The organism is Bradyrhizobium sp. WSM1743, assembly GCF_000473065.1.
In the GTDB taxonomy this organism is placed as follows: Bacteria; Pseudomonadota; Alphaproteobacteria; order Rhizobiales; family Xanthobacteraceae; genus Bradyrhizobium.
This window is the reverse complement of record NZ_AXAZ01000087.1, coordinates 14,187-30,568: the sequence shown is the minus strand read 5'-3', so window position 1 is coordinate 30,568 and position 16,382 is coordinate 14,187. Positions and strand designations below refer to the sequence as shown.

At 62.3% G+C, this 16,382-nt stretch carries 11 protein-coding genes; 2 read left to right on the top strand and 9 right to left on the bottom strand.

Features of this window, described 5'->3' with window-relative positions:
• The coding region (locus YU9_RS0133935; RefSeq protein WP_027576755.1) for a VCBS domain-containing protein at nucleotides 1-6,399 on the bottom strand (6,399 nt) is incomplete at its 3' end.
• Between the two features lie 1,061 nt (nucleotides 6,400-7,460).
• On the opposite strand from YU9_RS0133935, the gene YU9_RS0133930 reads away from it, so the two are divergent.
• The gene (locus YU9_RS0133930; RefSeq protein WP_027576754.1) at nucleotides 7,461-8,531 is read left to right on the top strand and encodes a helix-turn-helix transcriptional regulator; all 1,071 of its coding nucleotides are present in this window, start codon (nucleotides 7,461-7,463) and stop codon (nucleotides 8,529-8,531) included.
• Between the two features lie 914 nt (nucleotides 8,532-9,445).
• On the opposite strand, the gene YU9_RS0133920 is transcribed toward YU9_RS0133930, so the two are convergent.
• The 6 genes from YU9_RS0133920 to YU9_RS0133895 form a co-directional block, all read right to left on the bottom strand.
• Nucleotides 9,446-9,739, bottom strand: coding sequence for a hypothetical protein (locus YU9_RS0133920; protein WP_027576752.1), 294 nt, complete (start codon nucleotides 9,737-9,739; stop codon nucleotides 9,446-9,448).
• A 1,504-nt stretch (nucleotides 9,740-11,243) separates the two neighbouring features.
• Complete coding sequence (locus YU9_RS0133910) at nucleotides 11,244-12,551, bottom strand: hypothetical protein (protein WP_027576750.1); 1,308 nt, start codon at nucleotides 12,549-12,551, stop codon at nucleotides 11,244-11,246.
• Nucleotides 12,548-13,144 (bottom strand): hypothetical protein, encoded by a 597-nt coding sequence (locus YU9_RS0133905; RefSeq protein WP_027576749.1) that lies wholly within the window; start codon nucleotides 13,142-13,144, stop codon nucleotides 12,548-12,550. The genes YU9_RS0133910 and YU9_RS0133905 overlap by 4 nt, the downstream gene beginning before the upstream one ends.
• 92 nt (nucleotides 13,145-13,236) lie before the next feature.
• Nucleotides 13,237-13,764 (bottom strand): hypothetical protein, encoded by a 528-nt coding sequence (locus YU9_RS43325; protein ID WP_371259239.1) that lies wholly within the window; start codon nucleotides 13,762-13,764, stop codon nucleotides 13,237-13,239.
• On the bottom strand, nucleotides 13,761-13,985 hold the full coding sequence (locus tag YU9_RS51265; RefSeq protein ID WP_371259238.1) for a metallophosphoesterase: 225 nt from the start codon (nucleotides 13,983-13,985) through the stop codon (nucleotides 13,761-13,763). Before YU9_RS51265 ends, YU9_RS43325 begins: the two co-directional genes overlap by 4 nt.
• A 31-nt stretch (nucleotides 13,986-14,016) precedes the next feature.
• Nucleotides 14,017-14,208: a hypothetical protein gene (locus tag YU9_RS0133895; RefSeq protein WP_198028344.1), complete on the bottom strand. Its 192-nt coding sequence runs from the start codon at nucleotides 14,206-14,208 to the stop codon at nucleotides 14,017-14,019.
• A 268-nt stretch (nucleotides 14,209-14,476) separates the two neighbouring features.
• On the opposite strand from YU9_RS0133895, the gene YU9_RS0133890 reads away from it, so the two are divergent.
• Entirely contained in the window at nucleotides 14,477-14,731 is a 255-nt protein-coding gene (locus YU9_RS0133890; protein ID WP_245266644.1) for a hypothetical protein, read from the top strand.
• A gap of 168 nt (nucleotides 14,732-14,899) precedes the next feature.
• On the opposite strand, the gene YU9_RS0133885 is transcribed toward YU9_RS0133890, so the two are convergent.
• Nucleotides 14,900-15,280 (bottom strand): hypothetical protein, encoded by a 381-nt coding sequence (locus tag YU9_RS0133885; RefSeq protein WP_156952281.1) that lies wholly within the window; start codon nucleotides 15,278-15,280, stop codon nucleotides 14,900-14,902.
• A gap of 14 nt (nucleotides 15,281-15,294) precedes the next feature.
• Nucleotides 15,295-16,218, bottom strand: coding sequence for a hypothetical protein (locus YU9_RS43320; RefSeq protein WP_051380611.1), 924 nt, complete (start codon nucleotides 16,216-16,218; stop codon nucleotides 15,295-15,297).
• Nucleotides 16,219-16,382: the final 164 nt, after the last annotated feature.

Sequence of the window (16,382 nt, the reverse complement as noted above, 5' to 3'; positions counted from 1 at the left end):
GCCGATCGACGCATCGCCGGTCGCCGTGCCCGCCGCCATGTCGACGGTGACGCCGCCCGTGACCGTGCTGAGGCTGTTGTAGATCGCAGTGTCGAAGCCGCCGCGGCCGTCGATATAATCGTCGCCGCCCAGTCCCGTGAAGTTGTTGTTGAAGCTGCTCCCCAGCAGCGTGTCGGAGAACGTCGACCCCTGCACCGCATTGACGCCGGTGAAGCTGTCGGTGCCCTCGGTCGCACCCGTGGCGCTGCCGGCAACTGTGACCGCATTGGTGGTCCCGACGGCGCTCGTCTCGAGGTCGACGCTGACGCTCGAGGCTGCGATCTGGTAGTTCAGGCGGGTGAAGCCGTTGCCGATGATGGTGTCATTGCCGCCGGCGCCGGCGAAGTCGTTGAAGGTGCCGGAGGAGCCGACATTGGTGGCCCCGGCCTGACCGAACCCGGTCGCATCGAACGTGTCGTCGAAATTGGTGCCGCGGGCGGCCTCGACGCTGCGCAGCGTGTCGGTGCCGACCGTCGCATCGCCATTCACGACGCCGGCGGCGAGGTGAACATAGATGCCTGACGTGGTCGTCGTATCCGAATTGTAGGTAACCTGGTCGTAGCCGCCGCGGCCGTCGATATAGTCGTCGCCGCCGCGACCTTCATAGGTCTCGTAGGTGAACGCCGCGTTGTCGCTGCCATAGATCGTGTCGTTGTAGGCCGAGCCCCAGATCGTCGAGACGTTGGAGAAGGTGTCGTGGCCGACGGAGGCGTCGCCGTCCGCGGTCCCTGCCCCGATGTCGACGGTGACCGCGCTGGTCGCTCCCAGATAGGACAGCCGCGTCACGATCTGCCCGAGAGCGTTGACGGCACCGACGACGATATCGTTGCCGCCGCGCCCCTCAAACTCGCTCTGGCCGGCGGCGACGCCGGGCAGACCGGTCGAGCCGGTAAATCCGGCGGCGTTGAAGGTGTCGGCAAAATCGTTGCCGATCACGCCCTCGATGTCGACGAGCGTATCCGTCCCGACGCTAGGTCCCGAGACAGTGCCAGCCGCGAGGTTGACGGTGATTCCGCCGGTCGCATCCGTATAGATGGCGCGGTCGAAGCCCAACCCGCCATCCAGGAGGTCGCTGCCGCCGAGGCCCTGGAGGCGGTCGTTGCCGCCGAGACCGCTGATGGATTCGGCATTGGCCGTGCCGACGAGGTCGTTCGCGTTGCCGTCGCCGACGATCGGCGCGGCCGGCGTGCCGAACAGGAAGTCGCTCGCCGTCAAGCTGTTCAGATCGACGTTCTGAAGCGTGAGGCCGTCATTTGAACTGAACGTGATGACGGTGTTGGGGCCGCCTTGCATCGCATGCGATTGCAGATCAGCCAGGCTGAAGATGCCGTAGACGCCGGTCAGATCAATCTTGTCCTGGCCATGGACGAAGTCCTGGATGAAGTCGAAGCCGCCGCCGGTCGCATAGACAAAGCTGTCCGCGCCGGCGCCGCCGCTGAGGAAGTCGTTGCCCGCACGACCATCCAGGGTGTCGTTGCCGTTGCTGCCGAAGAGACTGTCGTTGCTGGCGCTGCCAATGATGGTGTCGTTGAAATTGGACCCGAGGACGTTGAACACGCCACCGGTGATGGTGTCGTGGCCGACCGAGCCATCGCCATCGGCCGTGCCCGCAGTGAGGTTGACGCTCACGCCGCCGGTCGCGTTGCCAAACTGGATCTGCGTATTGCCGTTGCCGGAGATGGTGTCGTTTCCGGCGTTGCCCTGGAACGAGTTGAAGTTCGCGTTGAGGCCGGTGAAACCCGTCGCGTCGTAAACGTCGCCAAAGTTGCTGCCGATCGCGCTGTTGACACCCGTGAAAGTATCGTGACCGGTCGAGCCGTCGCCGGCGGCGGTGCCGCCCGCGAGATTGATGGTCACACCGCCGGTCGCATTGACGAAAATGAGGCGCGTGTTGCCGTTGCCGGCGATGACGTCGTCACCACCGAGGCCCTCGAATTGATTGAAGGTGCCGTTGTTGCCGGTATTGGCCCCGGTCACACCGTAACCGATCGCATCGTAGGTATCGTTGAAGTTGGTGCCCTGAATGCCCTCGATCGAACGAAGCGTGTCCGTGCCGTTGGACGCATCTCCGGTGACGATGCCGGCCGCCATATCGACGGTGATGCTTCCCGTGATGAAGAAGATGTTGTTGTAGGACGAGACGTCGAAGCCGCCGCGACCGTCGATGTAATCGTTGCCGGCAAGGCCGGTGAACGTGTCGTTGGTCGCGCCGCCGGACAATGTGTCGTCAAACATCGATGCCTGGACAGCGTTGACGCCGCTGAAATGATCGGTGCCGACCGACGAATCGCCCGTGGCGACGCCGGTGACGAAGTCGACCTGCACGCCCGCGGTCGCGTTGTTGAAACCGAGCCGGGTGAAGCCATTGCCGATGATGGTGTCGTCTCCACCGTTGCCGGTGAACTCGTTGAAGGTCCCGTTCGAGCCGGCATTGACGCTGCCCGCGCCGAAACCGGCGGCATTGTAGGTATCGGCGAAGTTGGTGCCGCGGATCGCCTCGATCCCGCGCAATGTATCCGTTCCGATGGTCGAATCGCCGGTCACGGATCCGGCGGCGAGATTGACCGTAATTCCCGTCGTGGTGTTCGGATCGACATTGTAATCCACGCGGTCGTAGCCGCCGCGGCCGTCGATATAGTCGTTGCCCGCAAAGCCCGAATAGACCTCTGCGGTGAACATCGGATTGTTGCTGCCGAGAATCGTGTCGTTGTAGGCGGAGCCCCAGACGCCGTTGAATCCGGAACCGACGAGGGTGTCGTGGCCCACCGATGCATCACCCTGAGCATAACCGGCTGCGAGATCCACCGTCACCGCGTCGGTGGCGCTGAAATAGGAGACGCGCGTCAGCTCCGCCCCTTGGCTGTTGGTGTTGCTGATGATGGTGTCGTCGCCGCCTTTGCCTTCGAACTCATTGTAGCCGACGGGGCTACCCGGGACATGTGCATCGCCGGTGAAGCCGGCTGCGTTGAACGTATCGGCAAAGTCGCTGCCGAGGGCCGCTTCGATGTTGACGAGCGTGTCCGTCCCCACGCCTGCGCCGGACGCCGTTCCCGCCGCGAGGTTGATCGTGACTCCGCCGGTTGCATCGGTATAGACGGCACGGTCGAAGCCGGGGCCGCCGTCGAGAATGTCGTCGCCGGAGCCGCCGCGGAGATAGTCCCTGCCGGCCCCGCCGAACAGGATGTCGTTCCCGTCACCGCCGCTGATGCGATCGTTGCCGTCCTGGCCGTCAATCAGATCGTTGCCGCCTCCGCCCGAAAGCACGTCATCGCCGAGCGAGCCGAACAAGGCGCTCCCGACCGGGGTCAGCTCGGCATTCGCAATTTCGGTGCCGAGATTATCGACAAAACGGTCCGTAAGCTGATCGATGGATTGTTGATCCGAGAAATCGGTTGCAGCCAGTTGATCGGCGGCCGCGCCTTGGGCGACCTGGCCGGCTTGCGCCAGTTCGGTGACGTTGGTGGCCGACTGAATGCTGTCGTTCGCGGCGGCAACGACCTCCACAACCGTCGCGGCAGCGGCTGTGCTGACGCCAGAGAGCGTGACGACGCTTTGAACCGTATCCGAAGATGCCAGATCGAAGACGGGCGCGCTGGGAGCAGTCTGAGACGCGGTAATGGCCCCTGCAATTGCTGTAATGACCGCGTCCGGCTCCACACCGACAGCTGACACCTGGGCGGCCGTGCTTTGGACCTGGATGGCCGCCGCAAGCACTGCCGTCGCTGTTGGATCGCCATTCACCGCAGCGGGCACCGGATCGTACGACAGCAGGTCAATGGGGTTTGCGGGATCGGAGGCGAGATCGACATTGAACGCGGCCGCAATGGCGCTGATGGCCTGGTCCACCGTCAGCGGGTGCTCATCGTTTGCCGTGCTATCGACCAGCGCGACGATCAACGTCGTCAGCGGAGTGATGACGGTGGAGCCCTCCGGCGCCCTCAGCACGCCGGCGACCTGCAATCCCGTCGAGATATCGACACCGCCGATACTCACGAGCGGACCGGATCCGCCCGCCAGCGTAAAGCTGCCGTCAGCACGGGTCGTCGTGAACGCTTCGCCCGCGTCGAGTATTCCGTTATTGTTGGCGTCAGCAAAGACGGTCGCGCCGCCGATATAGCCGTCGATATCAAGCGCGTTGATCTCGTTGGCTCCGGGTTCAACCTTCAGCGAGAGCTCAGCCGTGCTCACCGCCTGATGGACGCCGTCGTCGGAGATGGCGGTGACGTGCAGCGTGAACGGATCAGGGCTGCCGACGGCATGGTCCGGGATCAGGACGACGTTCTGGATCGAGTCGCACGTCACCAGCCAGGCGCCGTCCCCGAGCGCGAGGCCGTTCTGTACCTCGAAGCTCGACGGCACCCCCTCGATCTTCACGGACAAGGTGCTGCTCAGATCGATCTTGTTCGCCGCAATGTGTAGCGTGATATTTTGGTCGGCCGCGCCCGAGGAGTCCTCGACGATCAGATTCGGCGCGTCTTGCGCGCCGTGGATGTCGAAGCTGATGCTCCTGGTCGTGCCGTCGACGGACTTGACCGTGAAGGTCTCCGTCTTCACCTCGTTGGCACCGAGATACTGGATCGCGGCGTTGTCGACCGAATAGGTGTAGTGGCCATCGGCCTGCAGCGTCACGGTGCCGAGGTTGTCTGCTCCCGTGATCTCGCCGGCCTGGAACGCAGCCTGGTTCTGGTCGGCATCGCTGATGGACAGCTGCCCGGATGCGGTCAGCTGGCCGTCCTCGGTGACGTCATGCTGGGTGGGGCCGCCGATATCGGCCGCATCGTTGACGCCGTGGATCGTGAACGTCACGTCCTTGGTCGTGCCGTCCAGAGCCTCGACGGTGAAGATTTCGTCTCGGGTTTCGCCCTGGCCGAGATATTGAACGAGCTCGTTGACGACCGAATAGCTGTAGGCGCCGTTGGCGCCGATCGTCAGCATCCCGAGATTGCCGGGAGCCGAGACAACCACGGTCTGGAATGAATTCTGGTTCTGGTCGACATCGTTGATCGACAGCGTGCCAGACGCTGTCAGGACGCCGTCCTCGGTGACGTCGTGCTGGACGGGATTGCCGATCACGGCGGGGTCGTTGGTACCCGTGATGTTCACCACGATATCATGGGTGGCGGTGCCGTCGGCCGAGGCGACCCTCAGGGTGTCGGCGACGTGCTGTCCTGCGGCGAGCGAATCCGATTTCGCGGGATCGAGCGTATAGGTCCAGGCCCCTGATGCTGCATTGAAAGTAAAGTTGCCATAGGTGCCGGCCAGCGAGGCCGGGACTGCGAAATGGTCTTGGCCGTTGTCGACATCGTGAACCGCAAGCTGGCCCGACGCGCTGGGATCGCCGGCCACGCTCCCGGCCTCGGTCACTGAAGTATCCTGGCTCCCCGACACCGTGATCGTGGCCGGGTCGTTGCTGCCGGTGATGGTGACCGTGAGCGTCGACGAGCCCGTTCCTCCGTGGTTGTCTGCATTCGTGTAGGCAAACTGCTCCGTCACCTGCTGGCCTTCGGCGAGCGCTTGCACGGAGGCGCTGGAGCTGTTGAGCGTGTAGGTGTAGGCGCCGGTCGCCTTGGTGACCACCAGCGTTCCATAGGTGCCGACGACGGCGATCGTGGTGCCGTTGTCCGTGCCTCCTGCCACGGCCGACACGATGTGGGTATCGCCGGCATCGGCGTCCGTGTCGTTTGCAAGCAGATTGCCGTTCGCAGCCGTCGTCACGTCCTCCTTGATGGAGGCGATATCCGCGGTTGCGACCGGCGCATGATTGGTCGGGCCTTCGATGACGACCTCGACCTTTTCGATCGAGACGACGGCCAGGTTGAAGCTCCTGAACGCGTAGTCCGCGCTGCCATAGCGCCCGATAAGGGCCTGGATTGTCACAAGATCGGACCTGAATGAAGGCGAGTTCGCGAACTCTTGCGTGACGACGAGGCGGAGCGTGTCCTGGCCCTTGCCGCCGTCGTAGATATCGATTGAACCCACATTTTCCGAAACGCGGTAGATCAGGGTATCGTTGCCATTGCCGCCGCTGACGAGATCGCTGCCGGAGCCGCCATCGATGATATCGTCGCCGTTTTCGCCGGCGATCAGATCGTTGCCCGTCCCGCCGAGCAGCGTATCGTTACCGTTGCCGCCGAGAATGATGTCGTTACCGCTGCCGCCGTCCACCGTGTCGTTGCCATTGCCGGCGTCGATGATGTCATTGCCCGCACCGGCATTGATGCTGTCGTTGCCGTTGCCGCCCTGAATGAGGTCATTCCCGGCCCCGGCGACGACCGTATCGTCGCCATTCTTTGCATTGATGGTGTCAGCCGAGCTGGTGCCGGTGATCTGATCGTTCGCATTGGTGCCGTTAATGGTCATGGCGATTCATCTTTCTCGAAAGGGCAACAGTCATTGCTCGCGAGCGCGCGGAAGCGGCTTGCGTTGTGCGGATGGAGAAATCTTCAATCGTTGAAAGCGAAACGCGATATGGACGCGACGCGTGACATCGTGCGGTCGCTCATTGTGAGCCCCTCCCGTAACCGTCTTGATTTTTCAGGTTCGCCGTCAGCCCAAGGCTTAAGTTGAAATGATGTGGTCTTGTTATTGTTCGACGCCTTGCGCCGTTGTTCGGCGTCGCATGAATTCTCGAAGTCGCAATCTCCGACCGTCGAAAAAACGTTTCTGATAATTGCAAATTGTTTCCACTGTTGCGCGACGGGCGTCAAGACAGTACAGCTGCTAACCTTAAGCGGCGCACGAACCGAACGGTGCGGCTGCGAAATCGTGCGTCCCGGATTTGCGACGGCTGGCTGCCTCACCGAACCGGACGATCGACGTCTCGCCGGGCTCCGGCGCAATACGTGACGAAATGAAGTGAGCGCTCTCTCCACCGGGCGCGATCGAATCAGGCCGCTGAAGCTGCCGAGCAAACGAAATGCCATCGTTGATGGCGCCGGCCCGCGGGCCGGGCCACACGGCCCAGGATAATCTGCGACATTCTGACGCGCCGAGTCACCACAGCGCATGAGCGGACACCGAAAACCTGCAACAATCTGGCTCAAGACCTTAATTCCCGGATCGAAATGCATTCGTCGCCAATGGAATAGCGCTGGCACAAACCGCCGCATGACCCAAATGGGTCATTCGTGTTCTGCTCGCACCGCCTCACCGCGGCGATTTCATTAGACTTTCGTCGGCCGCGATTTTTCAGGAAAAACAGGCAGGAGGGCTTGCTTCGAACTGCCGCCTCGCGAAGCATCCTGGACCAGGGGAAATGCGATCGAGGGTGCCAAGGTCGGTTCGATGGCGGGCCTTCTGCACGGCATGCAACGTAGAGGCTTGCCGGCTGCAATGGATGCCTCGACGAGTGCCTTGACGAGTACCTTGGGCTCAGCGGAGGGGGACCGCACTTGAGGACCAACAAGATAGACGATCATGAATTGTCGAAGGTCATCAATCGACTTGGCGAAGCCGCCGTGAACCCGGATGCGTGGCGCGACATCATGGATGACATCTGCAAGGCGGTCGGGGCGTCAGCGGCATTACTCCTTCAGAGCGACATCAGGACGCCCGACGTTCCACGCACCGAATCGATCGACGAAGGGACCAAGTTCTACTTCAGGAATAACTGGCATCTGAGAGATCCTCGCGCCAGGGCGTTTCCGCGCATGATGGCCGGCGAGGTCGTGACCGACCTCGATGTGATGACCCCGGAACAGATTCGTTCCGATCCCATGTACAACGAGGTGCTGTTTCCGTTCGGATACCGATGGTTTGCCGGCATCGGCTTCTGGGCCGACAGCGCAGCGTGGGCGTTGACGATCCAACGAACCGGCCGCGAGGGCGCGTTCGAGGCGCGCGACAAGCAACTGCTTGCCCAGCTGGCTCCGCGGCTCACCGAGACCGCCACGCTCGCCACCGCGGTCGGCAGGATCGCGCTGACCTCGATGACAGACGTCCTCAGTCGCGTTGGACAACCCGCACTGATCCTCAACCGCGAAGGCAAGGTTCTGCGCACAAACGAGGTAGCCGACGGCGGCTTTGACAATGAGATCCGTATCAAAGACCGGCGTCTCGTGCTCCGTGACAAGCAGGCGATGGCCAAACTCGATCAGCTGATCAGCTTGATCCGATCCGCGCCGGATAGCGCCGCCATCCCCGCCGCTCCCATCCTTGTCCGTCGCACGGCGAAGCCACCGGTTGTCTTGCGCATACTGCCAGTGGACGGCGCGGCGCGCTCCGTCTTTCTCGGTGCTCGCGCCATGCTGATTCTGTCCAATCTCGTCCCGCCCGCGGCGCCCGACTCTGGCCTCATCGGCCAAGCCTTCGACCTCACGCCCGCGGAATCCCGATTGGCCGCACTGCTTGCAACTGGCACATCGCTCGCCAGTGCCGCCGAACAGCTGCGCATTTCGCGCGAGACGGCGCGCAATCACCTGAAAGCGATCTTCTCGAAGACCGGCGCGCACCGTCAACCGGAACTGGTCAAGCTGCTCCTACAATTAGTTTGAGCATTTGGTTCTTTGCCCAGCGGCGGTCGCAAATTTCCCCCGAGCGCGAGCGAAAGACCTCGACCCTTTTCGGTGTTTCAGCTGAAGGTGCGGCCTTTATGGATTGCGCATCACTTTTCATTTACGGCTCCGAGCCGCCACGGATTCGTTCATCAGCAAGAGAAACAACGCGCTCGTCGCCTCATATCTCGCAACCACGCGCTTCCTCGCTCTTCCTCGCATGATGGCTTTTCCGGCGCGGGAGCCAATACTCCACTCCCAGCTCCGCGAACGTTTCCGCATCTCTAGCTCGAAGAACGAGAAGTCGTCCAAGCTCCCTAGATTGTCTCCCGACGCGTTTGACGTCATTTCGCTACTTAACGACCTGTTCGGCACCTTGTGTCCCATACGAGCGCAAGAACGCTGCGTGTAAGAGAGGGTCTCGCAAAGCGATATGCCAAACTCCTTGGGTGCGCCTCCCCCAAATGGGCTAGGCCGGGAAGAACAGTGGCAGCGTCAGCTTGCGGCTACCCGCGATCATTCTATGGCCCCGAGCGTCGCGCCGAGAAAAATTGCCGAGCTGGCGAGACGGTTTGGACCAGGAAGCATGAGCTCACGCGCTGACGAACCTGATAGGCCTGATAAATGCGTTCAATAGCGTCGCAGGCCGGCACAGTGCGGGAGAAAAGGCCCACATTCGAGCGGCTTACGAGCCGACGGGAAAGCGCGGTGGCGACACGAACAAAATAAAGAGCAGGACAGAGCTGTTACGGGGCTTTAGCAGGTTAACGTAGGCGCGAAACTCCGCACGCGCTCAAATGGCCGCATGTGAAGAGAGCCGGCCCGGATCTGGCGGTGACAAGCTCAAACCCAAAAAGAGAAAGAGGAGCGCAGTGATGCACTCCTCTTGTTGTAAGCCTGAAAAGCGGCTGTTGTTAGAAACCAGCTACGCGAAGATTCTCAAGCTGCTGATTGACGTACTCAACGATAAACCGATCCTTCCGCTTATAGTACTGTGCCATAGCGCGCGGGTCGCCTGATACCCCCTTAAAGATCAGCTGCTTGTCTATAGCGACACGCGCAGGAACCATCTCGCGCTTATTTCCGACGACGATCGGCACCAACGTCTCCTCGGCTTCGAAGAAGTCGCGGCGAACCTGATCATCCGTGATGGGATGCGGCTGCTTAGGCGGCGGCCCGCGTGGATTGCCGAAGGTCCCCTTTTTCAAACTGGCCCTTAGGATTAGGAGTCATGTTGTGCTCCTCGACTGATGGACTTCAGGGAGGGCATAGGCCCAAACGAGCCGCGCTGCTTGCAACCGGCGCATCGCTCGCCAATGCTGCCGAGCACCTCGGCATCTCGCGGGAACCGGCTCGCAATCATCTGAAAGCGATCTTCTCGAAGACGGGAGCCCATCGCCAGTCGCAGCTGGTCACGCTTGTTTCTCCAACTGGGTTGAAAGCTCGATCCTTAGAACCGCCGCAGCATGGCGACAAGGTGGTTCCAAGACGTGTGTCCTAATCTCAGGGCACCTTCGAGTTATTACCTCGACGAACAGGACTCTACGCAGGTCAACGCAAGGGCCCTTTGTCCGCGACACATCACGGCCACTGCTCGCCACCGCGAAGCCCCGAGCGATATAATCATCCGGTATTTGCCGGCGCTGTCCTTGACGATTAAACGGACGAGCAGATGTCGCATCCCCCAGCACTCAGAATCTTTGCGGTTATTCTCCTCCGAATCGCGGTTGGGACGAAATAGCTTTTGGCAATTTTGGTACGATCGCATGCTTCCCGCGGGAGTGCATCGCCTGAAAGCGGCGGAACGCCTGTCCCCTTGTCGGAGTTGGGAGATGTGTGGTGCAAATTTGCTTCGCTGCGCGCGTCTATTTCGGGAGTATGCGGGAGATTGCCGCGCGCGGCGACGATTTGCGCGACGTGCGCAACCTGCTGCCTGAGGACTGCATCCGTGCAGTCCCGCACAACGTCGCGATAAACGCCGCTCGTACTCCCCTCGTGAGCCACTCGATCATCCGATAGGCGCGTGCGCGACGAAAGCGCGGCGCGCGACGGCCTCATTCGAGAAAATCAATGCGCCGTTCCTCTACACGCTCAGGGCCAGCGACGGAGAGTTCGGCTCCGGTGTCGAACTTGCGGTTGAACGCGGCTGGATCGAGCTGCACGAGAGCGGCACTTACGTGCGACTTATCAAAGCCGATACAGAAACGGCCCCAGCACCACCCTAAATGCCGGGCCCTTGTCTTTGGCGGTAATGGAATCGGTATCCGTGCATTCTCAAACATTGCGGTGTAAGGTTCTTGAAGCGGAACGGAGTACTACCCGCAAACAAGACACATGCCGGGTCACTTGGAGAAGCTCCAAACCGGCGCCGCGGAATCCTAATTAGGGGATCTAGCGACCGACCGGTTGCACCAGCTAACGGGGCCAAGGACCGGCTAAGGAGACCTCGGCTGTGAATGGCCGACGTCACCCATGCCTCGGTGGCCAGCAACTCCAGCAATTCCACGTCGATTGCGTGTAAGCGAGATTGTCCTCGTCCGGCTTGTGGATGTGGATTCTTTGCACGTGCTGTTGGCAAGCGGCTTTGACCTCGTCGGCGCGCAAGCGAACGCTTGAATGCTTGTCACATTTCGGATCTTGCCGAGGAAGGCCGCGATGCCAGCCAGCTGCTCACGCTTGGTACCGCGCAAGAACTCGCCAGCCGGTCCAGCGTTAAGCACCGCGTTTGGCCACCGCGCGCCACCACAAAGCCCCAAGCAGTATAATCGTCCGATCGTTACCGGCGCTGTCCTTGGAGGCCACGCGGGGGGCCAAGTATCGGTGCCTGCCGCGACCGTCACGGCCAAGCATTCTCCAGTGCTCGGCATCTCTGCCGTTAGCCTGCTCCGAATCGGGCTTGAGACGACCGAGATCGTCCTCAACGATCACGGTGCGATCGCCCGCCTTCCGCTGCAGTGCCTCGCCAGCAAGCGGCGGAACGTCTGTCCCCTTCCCCGAGGCGGAATATGCGCTGTTGAAATTTGCTTCGCTGCGCGCGTCTGTTTCGGGAGTATGCGGGAGATTGCCGCGCGCGGCGACGATTTGCGCGACGTGCGCAACCTGCTGCCACAGGACTGCATCGGTGCAGTCCCGCACAACGTCGCGATAAACGCCGCTCGTACTCCCCTCGTGAGCCACATCGTCGCCGAAGATAATCTCGTCGAGCAGCTCGCCGTTGCGTGTAATCGTGACGCTGATCATGGCTCTCTGCTCATGATGTCCATCAAAATCCCTCTCGCAGCTCGCTCGCGACCGATAGCCGTCGATCCACAGGAAAGGTCCGGCCGGCTCGCGAATGGCGCTTCTCCGGTCCGGGTTGAAATGGTGACGTGGTCGTGGCGCACGTGCAGGATAGTCGCCCGGTCGCCCTTGATCAGGACCAAGGATCGCATCATCTTCGTTCCACCCATTGCGCATCGCGCGCGAGCAGACGGCAAGCCTGTTGCAGAGCGGTCTCGATCTCGTACCGGGAGAGCGACGGGTGCTCCAGGCGCAGCTTGGCGAAGACCGGCCCTGGCGGTACGCGTGTGCCCGGAACACCGGACTGCCGCTCATCACGCCGGGATATCGCACGATGACGGGCTCGTCTGCCGAGAGGCCGCCTGCGATGGTGTCGATGATGGCGATCCGAGCGAGGAACTCGAGGCTGGATTCGCCCACCCTTCTCTGGCCGCCCCTGATCCGTCGCATCATTCCCGGCGTGACGAGATGAACCCCGCATCCAAGAATATCGGCAATCATCGCCTTGGCGGTGAGCATCTCGGCGGGATCCCCCCGGAGGACGAGCAGCAATTCGCCATCACAGACCTGTGCATCCAGCAATCTCATGATGTTACCTCGGCATTTCGTCGCAGAAGCGATCGTCCTCATGATCGGCTTGCGCACGTGCTCGTCACAGTCGGCCAGAGTGGCGGCCGCGCTCCTCGAGACCGCGTGCTCGACGGCATCCGACAAAACGCATGCCTCGTCGTCGGAGCTCATGCGTGGTTCGCTTGCGCGCAGAGTCGGACAAGGGTTGTCGGGCTCAGTGGCTGGGCGAACAGATCGAGACAGACGAGATTGGCGCAGGCGAGCGCCATCACTGCCGGCGCGGGATCGGTCTCGCCGGCCAACGACTTGAGCAACTGGCCGAGCGGCATCGGCCCCTCGTCGAGCAGGACTTGTAGGATGCGCAGGCGCAGCCCGATCGGAATAGGCACGTCGTGGTAGGCCCAGACCAGGTTGGCATTTGCACGGCGCGGCTCGCGCCCGATCTCTTCGGCTGTGAGCTCAAGCTGGTTGAGATTGAGCTCATCCAGCGCGATCAGAACGAGGCCTACGTCATCGATATCCCGGATCCGCCGCGCCGGGACGACATCCAGAACGCAGCGTCCGTCCTCATGCTGGATGATGATGGCATCGAGCTCGACCTGCACGGAGGCGACGTGGGCTGAGGCGAGGTAATCGATAGACCGCACCCGCGGATCTAGCGTTGCCTGGATCAGCGCATCGCGGAGCGCTGGATGATGCAGCGGGATCGGGGTCGTGGTCTTGGCGGAGACGAACCGACCCTGGGCTTCTTTTTTGTCGCACATGCTTGAACCTTCACTCAAATCAAGGAGAGGACGTAAGCGCGTTCGCCTGCGTCCGGTTTTCGTCGATCCCCGTCATGTCCCGCCGCTCCCCTTCAGATCTCGATGATGAGGTTTGGATCGAAGTTCCGGTTGTCCCAGGCATGCTGCTGGGGCGGCCACGGTCCATAGCCCTTCGCGTTCGACAGCACGCGCGTTGCACAGATCATGGTGTCCTCGGATTCGTGGGTGTGGCCGTAGATCCAGAGATCGGCGGGCTTGAGCGCGCCGCGCCCGTCATTCGCCGCCGGTCGCATCAGCGCCGTCAGGTCGCTCCGGTAGGCAGCGCTGAGGATCTCGTCCGGCCCTAAGGGGTCGGAGGGCGCCAAAGCAGCGCCGGCATGCGGGGCGTGATGGGAGATCACCACCAGCTTACCCGAACGCGGCTTGCGCATCTCCAATTCGAAAAACGAACGGGCCTGCAGGTGCCGAGCCAGCGCGTAACTCGGGCGGAAGCGCTTGGCATGGCGGCCAATCCTGATCTTGCGGAAGTCGTTCATGCGCTCGGCCGCGACTCCCATGGCGCGATGCGGATCGCCGAACAGATCGAAGTCCGTCCAGGTGGTTGCGCCAGCGAAGGTCACGTCGCCGATCCGAATGCAGCCTTCTCGACCGTCCGGTCGATATCGGTGCCGTAAAATTCGTGATTGCCGGCCACGTATATCACGGGCCGATCCGGTACCCGCTCGAGCAGCCACGTCACACCCCGTTCCATGCGCGGGATCAGATCGCCGGCGATCACCAGGACGTCGAACTGCGGCCGCGCGTCGCCCGCCGGAAGGTCCCAGCCGCGCGTCAATTCCACATGCAAATCCGACAATACCCACAAGCGCACGTCAGTCCTCACTATTGTCGTCGTCATCGAGAGGCTCGGCCTGAAGCAGTGCCGCCACGAGCTCCTCCGGCAGTTCATCGATGGCCAGCGCGAACACGACATCCGGCGATTGGCAGAGCGGGCATTCATGACGGTGCGATTCATAATCGCACTCGCCCTTGCGGCCGCAGGTTGCACACCGGAATCGAGCCATCCCTGTCGCATCCCACATTGCGATCACCGAGCCGGTCCAACAGATCAGGAACAGCCAACTCGCCCCCATCGACTTCCTCACGCGTCATTAGGGAGCCTCGCGACATTCCAAGGCCAGGGAACAGACCATAAACATATACCTATGTCAACGTCCATATGTATTAAAATGTACATATATCCATAGCGAACTCCAATGTTCCTATGCCCCCTGCTGCCTATGGCCATTTGGCCGAACTCCGCCTAGAATCCACGCTCAAGGATTCGTCAACATGCGAATCCTTGAGCCCCTCACCCCCGGAGAACTCATGGCTGACGCAGGAAAATCCGCAAAGCAAAGCAAAGCGAAGGCACCGACCGGGCAGCAAAAACGGAATTTCTTCGCGACGATGTCCGGCGAGGTGATCAAGGCGATCAAGCGAGCCGCCCTTGAGGACGACACCACGGCGTCGGAGATCCTGGAGGAAGCCGCCAGAGACTGGCTCGAACGGCGAAAGCACAAGGCTCCGAAGCGCGAGACCGGTTAGTCGATAGCCACGCCGTCATCGATATCACCAGCCCGAGGGTCTTACTCGACGCGAGTTCAACCGCTCGGCCCCGGCGGTGTGTCCGCGCCCGATCTCGCGGCATGTCGCCAGTGACGGCCGGCCGGATTCGCATCAAATTGGCCTTGAGGTGAGAGCCAGGCTGAAGCTTCATGCTCTGCGTTCCTCGCCGGTTCGTAGCTCATCGAACGCGCGCAGCGCCTTCAGCACGGCCCTCTCGGCCGAGGCGGCGCCGCCGCGGGAGGCCGAGCGACTTAGGTAGAACTCGGACCAGGAGCGACACAATTGATCTGCGCGGTGCGGATCATGCTCGGCGCGGTCGAAGACATGGGCGAGCACGAGCGCGCATCTGGGATCGGCGTCGAGCGCGATGGACAGCACTGCGCTCATCGCGATGTCGGTCTTGACGCCGCCCAGCTGCGGGATCGGCATCAATGACAGCACCAGCGCGATCGCGGCATAGCGGGCGGAGAGATTGGCCTTCGCGTCTTGCGCGGGCTGGTGCCCCCGCATCCACGTGGGATTGGACATTTTGCAGGGCCCTCCTACTCCGCGCGCGGCTCGGGGCTGCGCGGGCGTACCCACTTGGTGGCGGCGACATGCGCCCCAGTGATAAACTTGGCCGCCACCGCAGCGGAGAAGAAGGTCCACCCCACCCGAAAGCGCAGGCGATCTTGGACGCCGGCAATCGGCACCAGGACGCCCTTGGCGCGAAGTTCGGCGCGGAGATCCCTGATGTTTTGCCGGAGGCTTGCGCTCAGGATGTTGCGCACCTCGGAGCCCGCCGAGACCACGAACCCCTCGTCGTCGTGATGGCCCCGGGCCCAGATTCCGCAATAGTCCAGTTCGAGCTCGCCTTCGGGCGGGGACGCCATCGGCAAGTCGGTCGCGACGGCCTCGTCCGCGTTCTGGCTGCCCTTGATCTCGGCATCCGCGGGCAACCTTCTTACGCGGTTGGCGTTGAATGTCCTGCAGCCGGCGTCGAACAGCAGGCGCCGGCCCTCAGTCACAAGCCGCTCCAATGTTGCTGTGTGTTCGACCGGCCAAGGCAGAACCCGCGGCGGGGCGGTGTTGGCCAAGGTGACGAGACCGGCCTCTTGGGCGAGCGCGGTCAGGCGGTGCTCCAGGTAGAGCCGCGCCGACCAGGCCAGCGTGTGCGGCTCCTGCTCGTGGAGCAGGTAGGCCTCTGCGGCGAAGGCTTTGGCAGGATCTGCGGCGTGCTCGGCGACGCACCGGGCCGCGCGGTTGCTCTCGCCGATATAGGCTTCGCCGTGCACTGCGATCACGTAGCACGCGGACCACAGATCGCAGCTCGCAGCCAAGTCCTTGGCCATCGCGATCGGAAAGGCGGTGACGGCCAGCCGGCCGGCGGGATCGCGGACCTGACAATAGCCCTCGATCCCGCCGCGCGGGCGATAGATCGTATGGGTGCAGGGCTGCACGGGAATGGTCTCACTGGGCAACTTCATGGATCGATGTCTCTGTTCTCTTCAGAGATCGCGAAGCCGACATCGGACCGGCTGATGCGCACCAAACGCCCGGCGCAGATCGCAGAGCTCAGGCCGTCATCACGGCTTGCGTGGCCAGCTCCGCAAAATCGCGGGACGCCAGGATGGCGTCCCCATTCGGCGGG

Coding starts and splice junctions, on each gene's coding strand:
- YU9_RS0133890 (WP_245266644.1), top strand. CDS start 14,477: ATGCGAATCCTTGAGCCCCTCACCCCCGGAGAACTCATGGCTGACGCA.
- YU9_RS0133905 (WP_027576749.1), bottom strand. CDS start 13,144: ATGTGCGACAAAAAAGAAGCCCAGGGTCGGTTCGTCTCCGCCAAGACC.
- YU9_RS0133885 (WP_156952281.1), bottom strand. CDS start 15,280: ATGTCCAATCCCACGTGGATGCGGGGGCACCAGCCCGCGCAAGACGCG.
- YU9_RS0133910 (WP_027576750.1), bottom strand. CDS start 12,551: ATGAGCTCCGACGACGAGGCATGCGTTTTGTCGGATGCCGTCGAGCAC.
- YU9_RS0133895 (WP_198028344.1), bottom strand. CDS start 14,208: ATGGCTCGATTCCGGTGTGCAACCTGCGGCCGCAAGGGCGAGTGCGAT.
- YU9_RS43320 (WP_051380611.1), bottom strand. CDS start 16,218: ATGAAGTTGCCCAGTGAGACCATTCCCGTGCAGCCCTGCACCCATACG.